Source organism: Sulfitobacter sp. G21635-S1 (assembly GCF_027213915.1).
Classification (GTDB): Bacteria; Pseudomonadota; Alphaproteobacteria; order Rhodobacterales; family Rhodobacteraceae; genus Sulfitobacter.
This window is the reverse complement of record NZ_JAPWGV010000040.1, coordinates 1-16902: the sequence shown is the minus strand read 5'-3', so window position 1 is coordinate 16902 and position 16902 is coordinate 1. Positions and strand designations below refer to the sequence as shown.

Annotated in this window: 16 protein-coding genes; 8 read left to right on the top strand and 8 right to left on the bottom strand. The window is 64.4% G+C overall.

Translation table 11 applies throughout. From position 1 onward, the window contains the following. Positions 1–5: 5 nt before the first annotated feature. The 4 genes from O4H53_RS25360 to O4H53_RS27115 all read right to left on the bottom strand — a co-directional run bounded on the left by O4H53_RS25360 (position 6) and on the right by O4H53_RS27115 (position 4245). Complete coding sequence (locus tag O4H53_RS25360; RefSeq protein ID WP_269367708.1) at positions 6–1007, bottom strand: TRAP transporter substrate-binding protein; 1002 nt, start codon at positions 1005–1007, stop codon at positions 6–8. A gap of 244 nt (positions 1008–1251) precedes the next feature. Continuing rightward, positions 1252–2484, bottom strand: coding sequence for a sigma-54-dependent transcriptional regulator (locus tag O4H53_RS25355; protein ID WP_269367707.1), 1233 nt, complete (start codon positions 2482–2484; stop codon positions 1252–1254). After that, a complete protein-coding gene (locus O4H53_RS27120; protein ID WP_331284252.1) occupies positions 2481–3383 on the bottom strand; it encodes a sensor histidine kinase in 903 nt (300 codons plus the stop codon). The genes O4H53_RS25355 and O4H53_RS27120 overlap by 4 nt, the downstream gene beginning before the upstream one ends. Positions 3384–3525: 142 nt before the next feature. Beyond that, positions 3526–4245 (bottom strand): cache domain-containing protein, encoded by a 720-nt coding sequence (locus tag O4H53_RS27115; protein ID WP_331284251.1) that lies wholly within the window; start codon positions 4243–4245, stop codon positions 3526–3528. 59 nt (positions 4246–4304) lie between these two features. Here O4H53_RS27115 and O4H53_RS25345 point away from each other — a divergent pair, with 59 nt between their 5' ends. Beyond that, positions 4305–5483 (top strand): cytochrome P450, encoded by a 1179-nt coding sequence (locus O4H53_RS25345; protein WP_269367706.1) that lies wholly within the window; start codon positions 4305–4307, stop codon positions 5481–5483. Between the two features lie 245 nt (positions 5484–5728). On the opposite strand, the gene O4H53_RS25340 is transcribed toward O4H53_RS25345, so the two are convergent. After that, positions 5729–6190 carry an Lrp/AsnC family transcriptional regulator gene (locus O4H53_RS25340; protein WP_114275635.1) on the bottom strand — a complete coding sequence of 154 codons (462 nt, stop codon included), beginning with the start codon at positions 6188–6190 and terminating at the stop codon, positions 5729–5731. A gap of 156 nt (positions 6191–6346) precedes the next feature. Between O4H53_RS25340 and cysG the strand changes: the two genes are divergently transcribed. The 6 genes from cysG to O4H53_RS25310 all read left to right on the top strand — a co-directional run bounded on the left by cysG (position 6347) and on the right by O4H53_RS25310 (position 11817). After that, positions 6347–7741 (top strand): siroheme synthase CysG, encoded by a 1395-nt coding sequence (gene cysG, locus O4H53_RS25335; RefSeq protein WP_269367705.1) that lies wholly within the window; start codon positions 6347–6349, stop codon positions 7739–7741. Beyond that, positions 7741–8052: a DUF2849 domain-containing protein gene (locus tag O4H53_RS25330; RefSeq protein ID WP_269367704.1), complete on the top strand. Its 312-nt coding sequence runs from the start codon at positions 7741–7743 to the stop codon at positions 8050–8052. Before cysG ends, O4H53_RS25330 begins: the two co-directional genes overlap by 1 nt. Next, entirely contained in the window at positions 8052–9728 is a 1677-nt protein-coding gene (locus O4H53_RS25325; protein WP_269367703.1) for a nitrite/sulfite reductase, read from the top strand. The genes O4H53_RS25330 and O4H53_RS25325 overlap by 1 nt, the downstream gene beginning before the upstream one ends. Then, positions 9718–10497: a phosphoadenylyl-sulfate reductase gene (locus tag O4H53_RS25320; RefSeq protein WP_269367702.1), complete on the top strand. Its 780-nt coding sequence runs from the start codon at positions 9718–9720 to the stop codon at positions 10495–10497. Before O4H53_RS25325 ends, O4H53_RS25320 begins: the two co-directional genes overlap by 11 nt. After that, positions 10494–10892, top strand: a complete 399-nt coding sequence (locus O4H53_RS25315; RefSeq protein WP_269367701.1) for a DUF934 domain-containing protein — start codon at positions 10494–10496, stop codon at positions 10890–10892. The genes O4H53_RS25320 and O4H53_RS25315 overlap by 4 nt, the downstream gene beginning before the upstream one ends. A gap of 82 nt (positions 10893–10974) precedes the next feature. Further along, on the top strand, positions 10975–11817 hold the full coding sequence (locus tag O4H53_RS25310; protein WP_269367700.1) for a ferredoxin--NADP reductase: 843 nt from the start codon (positions 10975–10977) through the stop codon (positions 11815–11817). 173 nt (positions 11818–11990) lie between these two features. On the opposite strand, the gene O4H53_RS25305 is transcribed toward O4H53_RS25310, so the two are convergent. Then, positions 11991–12896, bottom strand: a complete 906-nt coding sequence (locus O4H53_RS25305; RefSeq protein WP_269367699.1) for a translation initiation factor 3 — start codon at positions 12894–12896, stop codon at positions 11991–11993. 191 nt (positions 12897–13087) lie between these two features. On the opposite strand from O4H53_RS25305, the gene infC reads away from it, so the two are divergent. Then, entirely contained in the window at positions 13088–13648 is a 561-nt protein-coding gene (gene infC, locus O4H53_RS25300; RefSeq protein WP_269367698.1) for a translation initiation factor IF-3, read from the top strand. A 255-nt stretch (positions 13649–13903) separates the two neighbouring features. Here the strand turns inward: infC and O4H53_RS25295 are convergent, their stop codons facing one another. Both O4H53_RS25295 and O4H53_RS25290 read right to left on the bottom strand, forming a co-directional pair. After that, a complete protein-coding gene (locus tag O4H53_RS25295; RefSeq protein WP_269367697.1) occupies positions 13904–15790 on the bottom strand; it encodes an OmpA family protein in 1887 nt (628 codons plus the stop codon). A 174-nt stretch (positions 15791–15964) separates the two neighbouring features. Beyond that, positions 15965–16753 carry an FAD binding domain-containing protein gene (locus tag O4H53_RS25290; RefSeq protein WP_269367696.1) on the bottom strand — a complete coding sequence of 263 codons (789 nt, stop codon included), beginning with the start codon at positions 16751–16753 and terminating at the stop codon, positions 15965–15967. Between the last annotated feature and the right edge of the window lie 149 nt (positions 16754–16902).

Sequence of the window (16902 nt, the reverse complement as noted above, 5' to 3'; positions counted from 1 at the left end):
AAAGCCTAGTGCTTTTCGTTGATCGCCTGTGCGGCGTCGATGTTTTCCTGACCAACGTCGGCCACGAATTCTTCCCAGACGGGTTTCATTGCGCTGACCCAGGCTTCGCGCTGCTCAGCGTCCAGTTCGCGGATCACGCCACCGGCATCCAGGATCGCCTGACGTGCTTCGGCGTCCACCTGTGCCACGGCGGCGTTCCGCTCGGCGGTCACTTCGTCCATGATGGTGGCAAGCTGGGTGCGCACGTCTTCGGGCAGGCTGTCCCACCAGTCGGTGGACACGACAACCATATAATCCAGAACGCCGTGGTTGGTTTCAGTGGAACCGTCCTGCACCTCAAAGAACTTCTGGCCATAGATGTTGGACCAGGTGTTCTCCTGACCGTCGACAACGCCGGTCTGCAGCGCACCGTAGACTTCGGAGAAGGCCATCGGCTGCGGGCTGACGCCAATCGCTTCCATCTGCGCCTTGATCACTTCGGAGGGCTGCACGCGGAACTTGAGGCCCTTTGCATCTTCGGGCAGCAGCAGCGGCTTGTTGGCCGACATCTGCTTCATCCCGTTGTGCCAGAAGCCCAGACCCAGAAGACCGCGGCGTGTCATCGATTCCTTCATCGCGGCACCGGCTTCGGAGTTCTGGAACTCGTCCACGGCTTCGATGTTCTTGAAGACGAAGGGCAGGTCGAACAGGCGGAAGACCTTGGTGAACTGCTCGAACTTGGACAGCGAGGGCGCGCCCATCTGGACGTCACCCTGAAGCATGGCTTCGAGCAGCTTGTCATCGTCGTAAAGCGTGGAGTTCGGGAACACTTCGACGCAGGCCTTGCCGTTCATCTCGTCGTTGACGCGCTGTTCGAACAGCGAGGCGGCGATGCCCTTGGGGTGTTTGTCGGTGTTGGTGACATGGCTGAACTTGATGACAATCTCGCCGTCATCACAGGCAGCGGCAACAGCGCCCGCGCTGACAGACATCGTCAGGGCAACAGCGGCGGCGGTAAATATCTTCATTGGTTGTCTCCTCCCAGAGATTTGGAATCAAATCGTCACACCTTTCCGGGTGCGCTGAGATAAGGAGCCATATTCCCGCGTGCGTTCACAAGTGCGTGTGATCCGCAGGGTCCTTTTTCCTTTTTATATTTTAATTACAACGAATTACCAGACGATCCGGTGATAGGTCATTGAACCTGCCGTACCGGATGTGCGGTTTCCCACACATGCAGGAACCGCATTTGTGCGGAAATCCGCACATAATTCAGCTGCGAAAATCCTCGGGGCGAATGCCGTAGCGCGCCAGCTTGTCGTAAAAGGTCTTGCGCGGCAGTTTGAGCGCCTTGGCGGCTGCGCTGGCCTGCCCGTCGGCCCGGCGCAGGGCGGCCTCCAGCAGGGATTGCTCCACCTGGGCCATCTGTTCGGACAATCCCAGCGCCGCATCGGGGGCCACGGCATCCTCATGCACCCCCATCACGAAGCGCATCGCCGCCGACATCAGCGCGCGGGCATTGCCGGGCCAGTCGCGCGCCATCAGGTCGGCCACCACCTGCGGCGTGACCTCGGGCCGGGTCAGCCCCGCCTGCTCTGCCGCCTGATCGACATATTGGCGGAACATCGAAGGGATATCCTCGGGCCGCTCGGAGAGGGCCGGGATCCGCACCGGCATCACCTCCAGCCGGTAATAGAGATCGGCATGCAGGCGGCCTTCCCTGACCGCGGCCTCCACATCACGGGTGCTGCCGGTCATCAGCCGCGCGGCGGGCGCGCCCTCCAGCGCCTCGATCAGCGCCAGCTGGGTCTGGGCGGGCAGCAATGTGACCTCGTCAAGGAACAGGCTGCCGCCTGCCGCCGCCTCCAGCGCTGCGAACAGGGCCTCCGATCCCATCTCTGCCGCCGCGCGTTTGACGAAAGCCGCCTTGGAGCGCGCGGAACTGAGGTGGATCACCTCCGCCACCTTGGAAATTCCGGTGCCCGGCGCACCAAAGACCAGCACCTCGCCCTCGGTCTGGGCAACACGGCGGACACGGGCGCGCAGGGCCTCCGATATCTCCGACGTGCCAAAGATCATCCGCGACGCAGGATCGCCCTTGCGCACCAGATCGCGCAGGCGGCGGTTGTCCAGCACCAGCGCACGGGTCTTGAGCGCGCGTTCCAGCACCGCAAGCAGGGCAGCAGGCGCACAGGGCTTTTCGAGGAAGTCGAAGGCACCCTGCCCCATCGCCTCCACCGCCATGGGAATGTCGCCCTCACCGGTCAGCAGGATCACCGGCAAGTCCGGGTCCTGACCCTGGGCATATTTCAGCAGGTGAAACCCGTCACGTCCGGGCATCCGCATGTCCGACAGGATCACCCCGTCGAAATCGCGGGTGATCCGATCCTTGGCCGCCACGAAGGAGCCGGCGGTGACCGCCGTGAAGTCGGCCAGTTCCAGCGTCTGCGCCAGCGCCTCGCGCACAGCGGCGTCATCATCCACCAGCAGCACCTTGCCCATCATGCCGTCGCCACATCCTGTGTATGTCGTTCAAGTGTCACGGTAAAAAGCGCCCCGCCCTGATAATTGCTGCCCCTGATCTGTCCACCAAAGCTTTGCACAATGCCATAGCTGATCGACAGGCCCAGCCCCATCCCGGCGGAGGGGCCCTGGGTTTTCGTGGTATAGAAAGGATCGAATACCTTGTCCGGCATCTCGATCCCCGGTCCGGTGTCGCGAAAGCTGACAGTGACCTCATCCGCTTCGAGCACCAGGATTTCAAGACGCTTTTCCGGCGCATCGGCCATCGCGTCCACCGCATTGGTGATCAGATTGACAAAGACCTGCCCCAGCCGCACCTCGCCGCCGCGCACCCAGGTCGGCGCTTCGAGCGGCGCATGCACCAGTTCGACACCCGCCTCCTGCACATGGGCGCGGGTCAGCTCCAGGGCGCTTTCCAGGGCCCGGCGCAGATCGACACGGTCATCGGTCTGCTGGTCCTGCCGGGCAAAGGCGCGCAGGTTCTGGATGATCCGCGCCATCCGCTGCGCCAGTTCGGAAATGCGGGTCAGATTCTCTGCCGCGCGCGCCGGCGTGCCGCGGTTCATGAACTGCACCCCGTTTTCCGCAAAGGACCGGATTGCCATCAGCGGCTGGTTCAGCTCGTGGCTGATGCCCGCAGACATCTGCCCCAGGGCGCTGAGCTTGCCCGCCTGCACCAGCTCATCCTGCGCCCGGCGCAGGGCGGCCTGCGCCTCTTCGCGCTCCGCCGCCTCTGCCAGCAGCTTGGCATTGGTATCGCGCAGGGCCCGGGTGCGCTCGGCCACCCGGTCTTCCAGACGGGCATTGGCGCTGGCCAGCGCGCGCCGCCGCTCTGCCGCCAGAAACAGCAATGACCCGAACGCGAGGCAAAGTGCGGCCACCGCCGCGGCCTGTGCCGCGGCAAGCCTGCGCGCGGGTTCGGTATCCAGCAGTACTTCGCCGGTCAGGCCGATGACCGGCAGGCCTTGGGTCAGATGCAGCGCGGAGCGGGGCAGATACGGGCCCCAGTCCAGCAGCCAGATCTCATGCCCCCCCCAGCCGGCGCGCCTCGAAAGGCGGGGCGGGCCCCACCGGCGGCACCAGACCGACCAGGCCCGAGGATGCCGGCGCCCGGCGCCAGAACAGCAGTTCCGAGCGGTTCGAAATCAGGACCTCGCCGCTGCTGTCGGTGAAAAAGGCCGGCGGGTTGCTGCCGCGCCAGTTGTAGTCGATCCCGTTCAGATCGGTCACCACAACCACGGCGCCCAGCACCTGCCCTGGCGGGCTGAACACCGGTGCAGCATGAAAATAGGCCCGCTGGGAGAGCGGCATCGCTTCGCCGTGCCCCCATCCCAGCGCGCCGCGCAGGGCCCGGCGCACAAAGGGCTGTCCGGCCAGTTCCATCGGTGCATCCAGCCCCAGCGCCGAGGCGCGCAGACGCCCCTCTGCATCAATCACCAGCACATCCAGCGCCGCCGTCTTGTCCGCGACCTTCAGCAGCAGATCGCCCAGGTCCCGCGCATCGCCCTCGGAAAGGACCGCACGCACCGCCGGATGATTCCCCATCAGCACCGCCAGATCCCGGTAGCGCTGCAGCTGGCCCACCAGCCGGTCCCCGGCAAGCGCCAGGTCCGCGCGCCCGCGTTCGGCCAGCAGGTCCAGGCCCTGTTCATGGAAATACCGCCAGACACCCCCCGAGAGGGCCGCCACAACCGCCAGGAAGGCCAGCATCACTGCCGCTCTTTGCCGTATTCCGCTTATCATGGGGCCAGATTGCACATGCGCCCTTGCCTTGACCAGAGCCGCTCGGGCATCTGGTCGGGATGAAACGCCTTTCCCAATCCCCGCTCGACCCCGGGTTCATCCAGAACCCCTATGCCGTCTATGATGAAGCCCGCGCGCGCGGGCCGGTGCTGTTCTGGGAGGATTACGGGATGCTGGCCGCCTTTGACGCGGCCACCATCACCGCGCTGCTGCGCGACCGCAGGCTGGGCCGGCAGAACCCGGAACCGGCCCCGGCCCCGGCGCATCTGACCCAATGGCACCGGGTCGAGGCGCATTCGATGCTGGAGCTGGAGCCGCCCCGGCACACGCGGCTGCGGGCCCAGGTGCTGCGCGCCTTCACCTCGCGGCGGATCGCGAACCTGCAACCGGATATCGACCAGATCATGCAGGAATTGCTGGCCGCCCTGCCCGCGACGGGTCCGATCGACCTGATCCCCCAGGTCTGCACGCAGCTGCCGGTGCGCATCATCGCGCGGCTGCTGGGGGTGCCGGAAGAGCGCTGGCCGGACCTGCTGCGCTGGTCCAATACCATGGTGGCAATGTATATGGCGGGCCGCACCCGCGCCATCGAGGACGCCGCCGAAGCCGCAACAGGCGAATTCGTCAGCTATCTGACCGATTACATCGACCGCCGTCGCGGCGACCCCGGCAATGACCTGATCTCGGAGCTGATCGCCACCGAAAGCGCAGGTGAAAAACTGAGCAGCGAGGAGCTGATCGGCACCTGCATCCTGCTGCTGAACGCGGGCCATGAGGCCACCGTGCACGCCATGGGCAATGCGGTGAAATGCCTGCTGGAACATCAGACCGACCCGCTGGCACTGGCGCCGCAGAACATCGCCGCCACGGTCGAGGAACTGCTGCGCTTCGACCCGCCGCTGCACATGTTCACTCGCTACGCCTACGAAGACATCGACCTGGGCGATGTGACCCTGAAGAAGGGCGATCAGATCGCGCTGATCCTGGGGGCGGCGGGCCATGATCCCGACATCCACGTCGCCCCGGACCTTTTCAACCCGCAACGCCCCGGCAGGCCCCATGCGGCCTTTGGCGGCGGGTTGCATTTCTGCGTCGGTGCGCCGCTGGCCCGGCTGGAACTGCAAAGCGCGCTGCCCGCGCTCTTTGCCCATCTGCCCGGGATGACCCTGGCCGAAACCCCGCGCTATGCCGCCACCTATCATTTCCACAGGCTCGAAAAGCTGCTGATCCAGCCGTGAACCGATCCGGGGTCAAGGAGGCCGCAGGCCCCGCGCAGCGGCTTGTCCTTGAGGCCGGAGCGGTTCGCCACACCCTCGGAAAAGGTCGTTCAGGACGCAAGGCGCCCTGAACACCTTCTCAGCAATGAAAACCCCGGCACAAGGCAAAGCCCCGTCGCCGACAGGGGCTCAGGCCGCCACGGGTGCCCGTAGAAAGGAATCGCGGCAAGGCCGCGTCCTTCAGATCACGCCAGGGCCAGTTCAGGTCACAGCGGCAGGGCCACGGTGGACTTGATCTCTTCCATCGACAAAAGCGCGGTGACATTATGCACCCGCACCTCCGAGATCAGCGCCTGATAGAACGCGTCATAGGCCCTCGCGTTCTTCACCCGCACCTTCAGGATATAATCGATATCCCCCGCCAGCCGATGCGCCTCCTGCACTTCGGGGCGGTCGCGCAGCGCCTTGAGGAAGGCCGCCTGCCATTCCGCCTCATGCTCCGAGGTGCGGATCAGGACAAAGAAACAGGCCTCGAACCCCAGCGCTTCGGCGTCCAGGATCACGGTCTGCTGACCGATGATCCCGGCCTCGCGCATCTTGCGGATGCGATTCCATACCGGGGTCTTGGAAGAGCCCACCGCCTTGGCAATATCATCCAGCGATTGCGCCGCATCGCGTTGCAACTGGCCAAGAATTTTCCGATCTGTCTCGTCTATCCGAACAGGCATCCTGTGATTTCCCTTTTCGTCACAAACTTGTTCTATCTGGCGCTGAAAACAGAACAATATTCCTTATCTGCGCGGGCATATGGCCCAGTACAGGGAATATTTCCTATATAGAGAGGTAAGTCAACGCATCACACCGGCCGCAGCAAGGGGCACATCATGGACCATTTTCCCATCTTTCTCGCCACCGAGGGCCAGCGCATCGCGCTGTCGGGCGGCGGTGATGCGGCGCTGGCCAAGCTGCGGCTGCTGCTCAAGACCCGCGCGCGGATCCATGTCTATGCCCCGGCCCCCGCGCCCGAGATCGAAAACTGGGCGGAAGCCGGCAGGCTGACCCTGCACCGCCGCGCCTTTGCCCCGGGCGATGCGCGGGACACAAGGCTGTTCTATGCCGCCGATGAGGACGCGGGCGAGGATGCCCGCACCGCCGCCATCGCGCGGGCCGAGGGGGCGCTGGTCAACATCGTCGACAATCTTGCCGACAGCGCCTTTATCACCCCCGCCATCGTGGACCGTGACCCGGTGACCGTGGCGATCGGCACCGAGGGCGCAGCGCCCGTGCTGGCCCGCGCCATCAAGGCCGACCTGGAAGAACGCCTGCCCGCCACGCTGGGCAACCTGGCGCGGATCGGCAAGGGCTTTCGCAAGCTGGCCGATGCCCTGCCCTTTGGCCGCGCGCGCCGCGATTTCTGGCGCGACTATTATTTCAACACCGGCCCCCGCGCCATCGCCGCAGGCGAGGACCGGGTGAAGGACAGCCTCGGCACGCTGCTGGAGGATCACCTGACCCGTGCCGCCCGCGCGGGCCATGTCGCCTTTGTCGGCGGTGGTCCGGGCGATCCGGAACTGCTGACCCTCAAGGCGCGCCGCGCGCTGGATGAGGCGGATGTGGTGATCTACGACCGGCTGATCTCGGCACAGATCCTCGAACTGGCGCGCCGCGAGGCGGTGATGATCGACGTGGGCAAGGAAGGTTTCGGCCCCTCCACCAGCCAGGAGACGATCAACGCCCTGCTGGTGGAACATGCGCAATCGGGCGCCCAGGTGGTGCGGTTGAAATCGGGCGATGCCACCGTATTCGGCCGCCTGGACGAGGAAATCGACGCCATCGACGCCCATGGCATCACCTGGCATATCGTGCCGGGCATCACCTCGGCCTCTGCTGCGGTGGCGGCCATCGGCCAGAGCCTGACCCGCCGGGGGCGCAACGCTTCTGTCCGCTTCCTTACCGGGCATGACATGAAGGGGTTCGCCGATCACGACTGGGCCGCGCTTGCCCGCCCGAACGAGGTTGCCGCGATCTACATGGGCAAGAAATCCGCCCGTTTCGTGCAGGGCCGCCTGATCATGCATGGCGCGGACCGCGCCACGCCCGTCACGGTGATCGAAAACGCCTCGCGTCCCGAGCAGCGGGTGCTGGAAACCACGCTGGACCGGATGGCCGCAGACATCGCCGATGCGCAGATGACCGGCCCCGCCCTGACCTTTTACGGACTTGCCCCGCGCGCCGCCGTGCAAGCCGCCACTGACATGCCGATCGAGGAGATGGCCTGATGCCCAAACCTTTCACGCCCAAAGTTGTCACCGCCAACGCCCTGCTTGAAGGCGACGTGATCTATATGACCGCAGATGGCTGGACCCGTGACCTGGCCGAGGCCGAAGTGCTGACCGATGAGGCCGACGCCGATCTGCGCCTGATCGAGGCGCAGTCGCAGCCGGGCAGCATCGTGGGCGCCTATCTGGCCGATGTCACCCTGCAGGACGGCGTGCCGCACCCCACCCATTTCCGCGAGGATTTCCGCGCCACCGGGCCTTCCAACTATCCCCATGGCAAGCAGGAAACCGTCAAAGAGGAGCGTTTCTGATGTACCATTATACCGATTTCGACGCCGCTTTCCTGGCCGAGCGCAACGCCCAGTTCCGCGCCCAGGTGGAACGCCGCATCGACGGCAGCCTGACCGAGGATGAATTCAAGCCGCTGCGCCTGATGAACGGGCTCTACCTGCAGTTGCACGCCTATATGCTGCGCGTCGCGATCCCCTATGGCACGCTGAACTCGCGGCAGATGGACCAGCTGGCGATGATTGCCGAGAAATGGGACAAGGGTTACGGCCATTTCACCACACGCCAGAACATCCAGTACAACTGGCCCGAACTGCGCGATGTGCCCGACATGCTGGACGCGCTGGCGGCGGTGAACATGCATGCCATCCAGACCTCCGGCAACACCATCCGCAACGTGACCGCCGACCATTTCGCCGGTGCCGCCGCGGATGAGGTCGCGGACCCGCGCCCGGTGGCCGAACTGATCCGCCAGTGGTCCACCGACCACCCGGAATTCCAGTTCCTGCCGCGCAAGTTCAAGGTTGCCGTGACCGGAGCGCAAGCCGACCGCGCGGTGATCAAGGCGCATGACATCGGGCTGCGCATCGTGGAGCGCGACGGGGCAATCGGCTATGAGGTCATTGTGGGCGGCGGCCTGGGCCGCACGCCGATGATCGGCAAGGTGCTCTATGATTTCGTGGCGGAGGAAGACCTGCTGCCGACGCTGGAAGCGATTGTCAGCGTCTACAACCTGCTGGGCCGCCGCGACAACAAGTACAAGGCGCGCATCAAGATCACCGTGCATGAGAACGGGATCGAAGACATCCGCGCCCGCGTCGATGCGCGCTATGCGCTGATCCGCCCGCAGTTCGGCGGTGTGGACCAGCAGATGCTGGCCCGGATCAAGGCCGATTTCGCCGCCCCCCGGTTCCGGGTGGCGGATGAGGCGCCCTATCGCAACGCCTATCAGAACGACCCGCTGTTCCGCAGCTGGGCCGATACCAACCTCTCCGCGCACCGTGCGCCGGGCTATGCCATTGTCTCCATCAGCCTCAAGGCGCATGGCAAGACACCCGGCGATGCTTCTGCCCGGCAGATGCGGCTGATGGCGGCGCTGGCGAAACGCTATGGCCATGACGAGCTGCGCATCAGCCACGAGCAGAACGTGATCCTGCCGCATGTCCATAAATCGGACCTGCCGTCGGTCTTTGCCGCGCTGCGGGCCGAGGGGCTGGGCACCGCCAACATCGGGCTGATCAGCGATATCATCGCCTGCCCCGGCATGGATTACTGCGCGCTGGCTACGGCACGTTCGATCCCCATCGCGCAGGAAATCGCCACCCGCTTTGACGAATTGAAGCTGGAGCATGAAGTGGGCCCGCTCAAGATCAAGATCTCGGGCTGCATCAATGCCTGCGGCCACCACCATGTGGGCCATATCGGCATCCTGGGGCTGGACCGCGCGGGCGTGGAAAACTACCAGATCACCCTGGGCGGTGACGGCACCGAAGATGCGACCATCGGCACCCGTGCCGGCCCCGGTTTCTCTGCCGATGAGATCATCCCGGCGGTGGAACGTCTGGTGCTGGCCTATCTCGACCTGCGCACGGAGCCTGCGGAGACCTTCCTGCAGACCTACCGCCGGCTGGGGATGGCCCCGTTCAAAGCCGCCCTTTACCCCGAGGCAGAAAGCAAGGAACGGGCAGATGCCGCTTGACCGAGACCGACATGTACCGGCGGCGCAGGCCAGCGGGGCTGTGCAACCTGCCCTGGACCGGGTTGGCGCGCTCAACGCCGAGCTGCGTCATCACAGTGCCACGGATGTGCTGCGCCGCGCGGTAGAAGAGATCCCGCATCTTGCGCTTGTCTCAAGCTTCGGGGCGGAATCGGTGGTGCTGCTGCATCTGGCCTCCATGGTGAACCGCGACCTGCCGGTGCTGTTCATCGACACCGAACTGCTGTTCACCGAAACGCTGGTTTACCAGCAGGAGCTGACCGAACGTCTGGGCCTGCGCAATGTGACGATCCTGCGGTCCGGCAACATCCGTGCGGTGGACCCGGACAACACCCTGCACCAGCGCGACACCGACGCCTGCTGCAACCTGCGCAAGACCGTGCCGCTGCAAACCGCGCTGCGCGGCTTTGACGGCTGGATTTCGGGGCGCAAGCGGTTCCAGTCGGGCACCCGCGCCGCGCTGGAACATTTCGAGCTGGAGCAACGCGGCAATGGCGTGCCGGACCGGATCAAGGTGAACCCGCTGGCCTATTGGGACCCTGCCGATGTGCAGACCTATATGACCGAGAACCGCCTGCCGCGCCATCCGCTGGTGGCGCAGGGCTACCCCTCGATTGGCTGCGCGCCCTGCACTTCGCCGGTGAAACCGGGTGAAGATCCCCGCGCAGGCCGTTGGAGAGACAGTGAAAAAGACGAATGCGGCATCCATTTTGTCGATGGCAAGATGGTGCGAACCGGAGGCAAGACATGACCCAATTGATCAACGATAGCGGCTTTGTGGAAGACGATTGGACCGGTGGCTTTTGCGCCACCGGGGCCGCCAATGACTGCGTGGCGCTGGACCTGGCCTCGGATGCCGATCCCGAAGCGGTCGATCTGTCGGGGCTCAAGGTCATCCGGGTTGATTTCCCCTCCTCCGCCGACGGGCGCGGCTTTACCATTGCACGCGCCCTGCGCCTGCGGGGGTTCACCGGACGGCTGCGCGCCCGGGGCCATCTGATTGCCGACCAATATGCGATGGCACGCCGGGCCGGCTTTGACGAGGTCGAAGTGCATGACGAAATCGCCGCCCGCCAGCCCCAGGACCAATGGCAGTTCCGCGCCAATTGGCAGGCGCATGACTATCAGTCGCGCCTGCGCGGCTGAGCTGCGACAAAGGCAAAGATTGCCCTGACCCCATTCATCTTCTAAGAAGGGAACGCAAGCGATCGCTTGTGTACATGTGATTATGACCGAGCAGACCCCAGTGAACCAGACCACAGCCCAGCCCGCCCTGCCTGACGCGCAGACCGTGACATCGGTAAAGCACTGGACAGACAGGCTTTTCTCTTTCCGCGTCTCCCGCCCCGCATCTTTGCGGTTCCGGTCGGGCGAATTTGTGATGATCGGGTTGATGGGTGATCCGCACCCCGAGACCGGCAAGCAGAAGCCGCTGTTGCGGGCCTATTCCATCGCCTCGCCCGCCTGGGACGACGAATTGGAATTCTATTCGATCAAGGTGCAGGACGGTCCGCTGACCTCGAAACTGCAGCACATCCAGCCCGGTGACCACATCATCCTGCGGCCCAAGCCGGTGGGCACCCTGGTGCATGACGCGCTGCTGCCGGGCAAGCGGCTGTGGTTCTTTGCCACCGGCACCGGCTTTGCGCCCTTTGCCTCCCTGCTGCGCGAGCCGGAGACCTATGAGAAATTCGATGAAGTGGTGATGATGCACACCTGCCGCGATGTGGCAGAGCTGGAATATGGCCGCCAGCTGATCGAGAACCTGAAATCCGACGAGTTGATGCAGGAGCTGATCGGGGCCGAAAACCTGGCCAAGATCCGCTATTACCCGACCACCACCCGTGAACAAAGCCCCAAGATGGGCCGCATCACCACCCTGTTGCAGGACGGGACCGTCTTTGCCGATCTGGGGATTGACGGGATCAACAAGGAAACCGACCGCGGCATGGTCTGCGGCAGCCTTGATTTCAACAAGGACATGATGAAAACGCTTGAGAGCTTTGGCCTTGAGGAAGGGGCAAATTCCGATCCCAAGCATTTCGTGGTCGAAAAGGCCTTTGTCGGCTAAAGCGTCATGCGAAAAACCTGCACCAGGTAACGCTGCCTGAAATCGGAGATTTCAACGCTCTGACTGATGCATGGTGTTTCAGGCATTTCGTCAGTGGCTGTAAACCACTCACCAGACATGAAAAAACCGCGTCCCGTCACCGGGGCGCGGTTTCTTTTTGGCGTCGAAGCGGATCAGAGGTTCAGCGCTTCGCGGATTTTTTCCAGCGTCGCCTTGAGCAGATCAGGATTGTCCTGCGCCGCCTTAAGACCTGTGGTCAGGGTGGTTTTCTGCAAGGCGCCCAGATCGGAGTTCTCGATCATCTCGGTCACCTTGCCGAGGTCGAAACCATCCACTGTCAGCAGCTGATCCACCATCGAAGGTTCAACCCCATCGACACCGGCGGCGGCCTCGGCCTCTGCCGTGTCGCCGGTTGTGGCATCGACAGATGCCTCTGCGGCCGGCTCGGTGGTTGCCTCGGCTGCGGTTTCCGCGGCCTCTTCGGTGCTTTCAACGGCCGCATCCGCGGCCTGCTCGGTGCCCTCGGCGGTGGCTTCCGCTGCCTGCTCCGTGGTTGCGGCTGCGCTGTCGGCGGCCTCGGCTGTGGCATCTGCCGCGTCTTCGGCGGCTTCGGCCGTGTCCGTGGCGGCATCGGCCACCGCATCTGCCGTGTCGGAAGCTGCATCAGCGGTTGCATCTGCCGCATCCGCTGCGGTGTCGCCCGCTGCATTTGCCGCGTCAGAGGCCGCTTCGGTGGTGGCTGTCACGGCGTCAGAGGCCGCTTCGGCAGCGTCGCTGGCCGCATTCTCGACCGCTGCGACCGCGCCTTCTGTCGCCTCTGCAATCGCTTCACCGGCTGCATTTGCGGCATCTGACGTGGCATCGACCGCTTCGCTTACGGCGCCCTGCACCGCGTCAGCGGCTTCGCCTGCGGTTTCGGAGGCGCTTTCCAGTGCTTCGGGTGCATTGACTGTTTCGGAGACCTCATTCACAGCTTCGGAAGCATCATTGGCCAGTTCAGACGGTGACTTGCCGGAATACAGCATGTAGCCGCCAACAGCGACAAGTGCCGCCACGATAATCCAGATCAGGTTTTTCATATTCTTTCCCTCTTTGACAGCGCCGGGGCCAACACTGGCCCTGCACACCTTGTCGGCCCAAATGCGGAACAACCCCGATACATTCAAGGGGAATTTGGCGCGAAAGACGTCCATTGCACCAATTTACCGGCTTGAAGAAGGCGGTTGCCACGTCTACCTTGCAACTTCGAAAATACAGCAACCACCAAAGGATGACCACCATCGCTCGCAGACCTCATAACGCGCCACCGCAACGTGACACCGGACCGCGCGTCAACGAAAACATACGTTCCCCGGAAATCCGCCTGATCGGCGCAGATGGCGAAAACGTCGGCGTCGTGACGCCCAACCGCGCCCTCGAAATGGCCGAAGAGGCCGGGCTGGACCTGGTCGAGATTTCGCCCAACGCCAATCCGCCGGTCTGCAAGATCATGGATTTTGGCAAGTTCAAGTACGAACAGCAAAAGCGCGAATCCGAAGCCCGCAAGAAGCAGAAGATCATCGAGATCAAAGAGGTCAAGTTCCGTCCCAACACGGATACGAACGACTATGACGTCAAGATGCGCAATGTCTTCAAGTTTCTTGAGAACGGCGACAAGGTCAAGATCACCCTGCGTTTCCGGGGCCGCGAGATGGCGCACCAGAACCTGGGCCGCGAGCTGCTGGAACGGGTGGCAGAGGACACCAAGGAGCGTGGCAAGGTCGAGAACTTCCCCAAGATGGAAGGCCGCCAGATGGTCATGCTGATCGGGCCACTGCCCAGCAAGGCCTGAGTTCGGCACTTCGCCGCTATAAAGAGCGGCCTTCTGACGCGCCCGGCAAAGCCGGACTCTGAGAAGGCCGCCAGATGGTCATGCTGATCGGGCCACTGCCCAGCAAGGCCTGAGGTCATAGCCTGAGGTCGGCACATTGCCTTGACACTCAGCGGCCCCTGCCTGCCGGACAGATGTCAGCCCCGACGGAATCGAAAAACCCCCGCAACGCATTGCGGGGGTTTCTTTTTGCGGGTCATGCCCCGTGCGAGAGGGTCAGCGCAGCAAGGCGGTGATGTTGCGCACCACCGCGCGGCGGTTGGCCGGTTCCGCATCAAGCGTCGGGATTTTGAGGTCGGATTCGCCATAGCCCTGGGTGACGAGGTTCTGCGCGGGCACCTTGAAATATTCGGTCAGCGCCAGCGCCACGGTTTCGGCGCGGCGGTCCGACAGGGCCAGGTTGTAGGTGGCGCTGCCGACAGCATCGGTATGCCCCTCGACCAGGATCACGGTACGCGGATCCTGTGCGATCTGTTCGCGCAGGGCGGTACCGATCCGGGCCAGGCTGCGCGCCTGTTCCGGCTGGATCGCGGCGGAGCCGGTCTGGAAGCGGACGGCATCCAGCTCCAGCTGCGGTGCCAGGGCACGCACCTGGCTGATGTCGCGGACCTGCCGCAGGGAGAAGGTGCGGTTGGTATCAGCCGCCAGTTCGCGTTGCAGCGCCGCGCGCAGGGCCTCCTCGTTCTGGTTGCTGACCATTTCCACCTGCTGCTGCCGGTTCACCTGCGGCAGGTCGTTCACCACAACCCGCTGTTCTTCGACAAGGTCATCGAACAGCACCACCTGGTTGCCCTGCGTATCCACGGAAACCCGGCGCAGGACCGAACCGTCGCGGGCGCGGATCGTGATGATCTGCGAACCGTCCGGTTTGGTCACGATGCTGCGGCTGGAGCCGTCGTCGAAGGTCTGGGTGCGGACCTCATCGCCGGCCTGGCGGATCAGCGCATCCTCATCCTTCAGCACCCGCAGGTCGCCATTGGGGTCCTCGACCACCACCCGGTCGCCCGAGCGGCTGACAACCTTGTCGCCGTTCTTGAGCACGGAGCCCACCACCACGGCACCAAGCCCCAGCAGAAGCGCCTTTTCGAATTTGCTCAACCCGCTGTCGTCACTGGAGGCTGCAGGCTGCTGGTCGCCGGTCACGGCGGTCTCGAATTCCTCGTCGGAGGAGCGCAGGTTTTCCTCGGTGATCTCTTCGGTCACCACGTCGGCATCACTGCTTTGAGACTCGGCCGCTGCGGCGGCGGCGGCGATGGCCTGACGCTCGGCCTCGCGGTCTGCGGCGCGTTGGGCTTCAAGCTCGGCTGCCTGACGGTCCGCTTCGGCCTGGGCTTCGGCGGTCAGCTCTGCCTCGGCTTCGGATGTGGCCTGCGCATCAGCGGCGGCCTGTGCGTCAGCGGCGGCCTGAGCGTCGGCAGCGGCCTGTGCGTCAGCTGCGGCCTGTGCGTCAGCTGCGGCCTGCGCATCAGCGGCGGCTTGATCCTGCTCCGCCTGTGTTTGAGCGGCAGCGGCGCTTTCTGCGGCCTGAGCATCAGCGGCAGCCTGATCTTCTGCAGCCTGCGCCTCGGCCGCGGCCTGCGCATCAGCGGCAGCTTGTGCGTCAGCAGCAGCCTGCGCATCTGCAGCGGCCTGATCCTGCGCAGCCTGTGCATCGGCAGCAGCTTGATCTTCGGCGGCCTGCGCATCTGCGGCGGCTTGATCCTGTGCAGCCTGCGCCTCAGCAGCAGCTTGGGCGTCTGCAGCAGCTTGTGCCTCAGCAGCAGCTTGTGCATCTGCAGCAGCTTGCGCGTCAGCGGCAGCCTGATCCTGTGCCGCCTGTGCCTCGGCTGCGGCCTGGGCGTCCGCCTCCGCCTGAGCCTGTTGCTCTTCACTTGTCGGCGCCGCCTCAGAGTTCTCTGTCGCGGCGGATTCCTCTTTCATGGCGCGGCGCACAACCAGCTCTTCAGCGGTCTTCACGGCCTGATCGTCAAACATGCAGGGAAAGGTGACCTCCCCCCCGGTCAGATCGCAGGCCGGTGTTTCGGACTGCGCAAATGCGCCCCCCGGCAGCGCCAGAAGCAGGCTCATGCTCAGGGATGTTGTCGATTTCAATAGCGTCTTCATTTGGTGTTCCTCACATTGTTCCGAACGCCGTTCGGGCAGCGCTTGTGAGTTAACGTCTGGTGGCGGTGGCGGTTCCGCCGCCCCTGAAGATAGGCAAGGATACGCAAAAATCCGCGCACCCCTGGGGCACGCGGATTTCTGTTCAGACCACGACTTTCAGGCCATGGCGCCCGGTCAGGCGATGGCGGCAACCGCCCGTTTGGTCATCACGCCAACCAGATGGGCGCGATATTCGGCAGTGCCATGCAGATCGCTGATCATGTCGCCTTCGGCTTTCAGCCCCGCCACCGCATCGGCAGAGAAATTGGCCGAAAGCGCCTCTTCCGCCTCGGTCCAGCGGAAGACACCGTCATTGGAGGCACCTGTCACCGCCACGCGCACCCCGTCGCTGAACCTTGCGACAAAGACCGCGACCAGCGGGAAGCGCGAGGCAGGCTGGAGGAATTTTTCGTAATGCGCCGCCTGCGGGATCGGGAATTTCACTTCCGTGACAATCTCGCCCTCTTCCAGCGCGGTGGTGAACATGCCGAGGAAATAATCATCCGCCGCAATCTCGCGGTTGTTGGTCACGATGGTGGCGCCGGAACCAAGGGCAGCCGCCGGATAGCAGGCGGAAGGGTCGTTGTTGGCCAGAGAGCCGCCGATGGTGCCCCGGTTGCGCACCGCCGGGTCGCCGATGCGCGCCGCAACCGTTGCCAGCCCCGGATAATGCGCCGCCGCCTCCGCCGCCACGGTCGCATGGGTGGTGCCGCCGCCGATGCAGAGCCTGCCATCGTCAGACATGCGGACCCCCTTCATTTCCTCGATCCCCGTCAGGGACACCAGCACCGAAGGGGCGGCCAGCCGCGCCTTCAGCGTCGGGATCAGGGTCTGCCCGCCGGAAATCGGCTGGGCCTCTTCCTTGCTCATCGCCTGCACCGCATCGGCGATGCTGGTGGGGCGTTCGACGTCGAAATTATACATCTTCTTTCCTTTCGAACCTGGCACCGCCTGCGGGTCTCGCGGGGCACCTGCTTCTTTATGCCAAAATACCTCCGGGGGGTGGGGGGGGGGGGGGGGGGGGGGGGGGGGGGGGGGGGGGGGGGGGGGGGGGGGGGGGGGGGGGGGGGGGG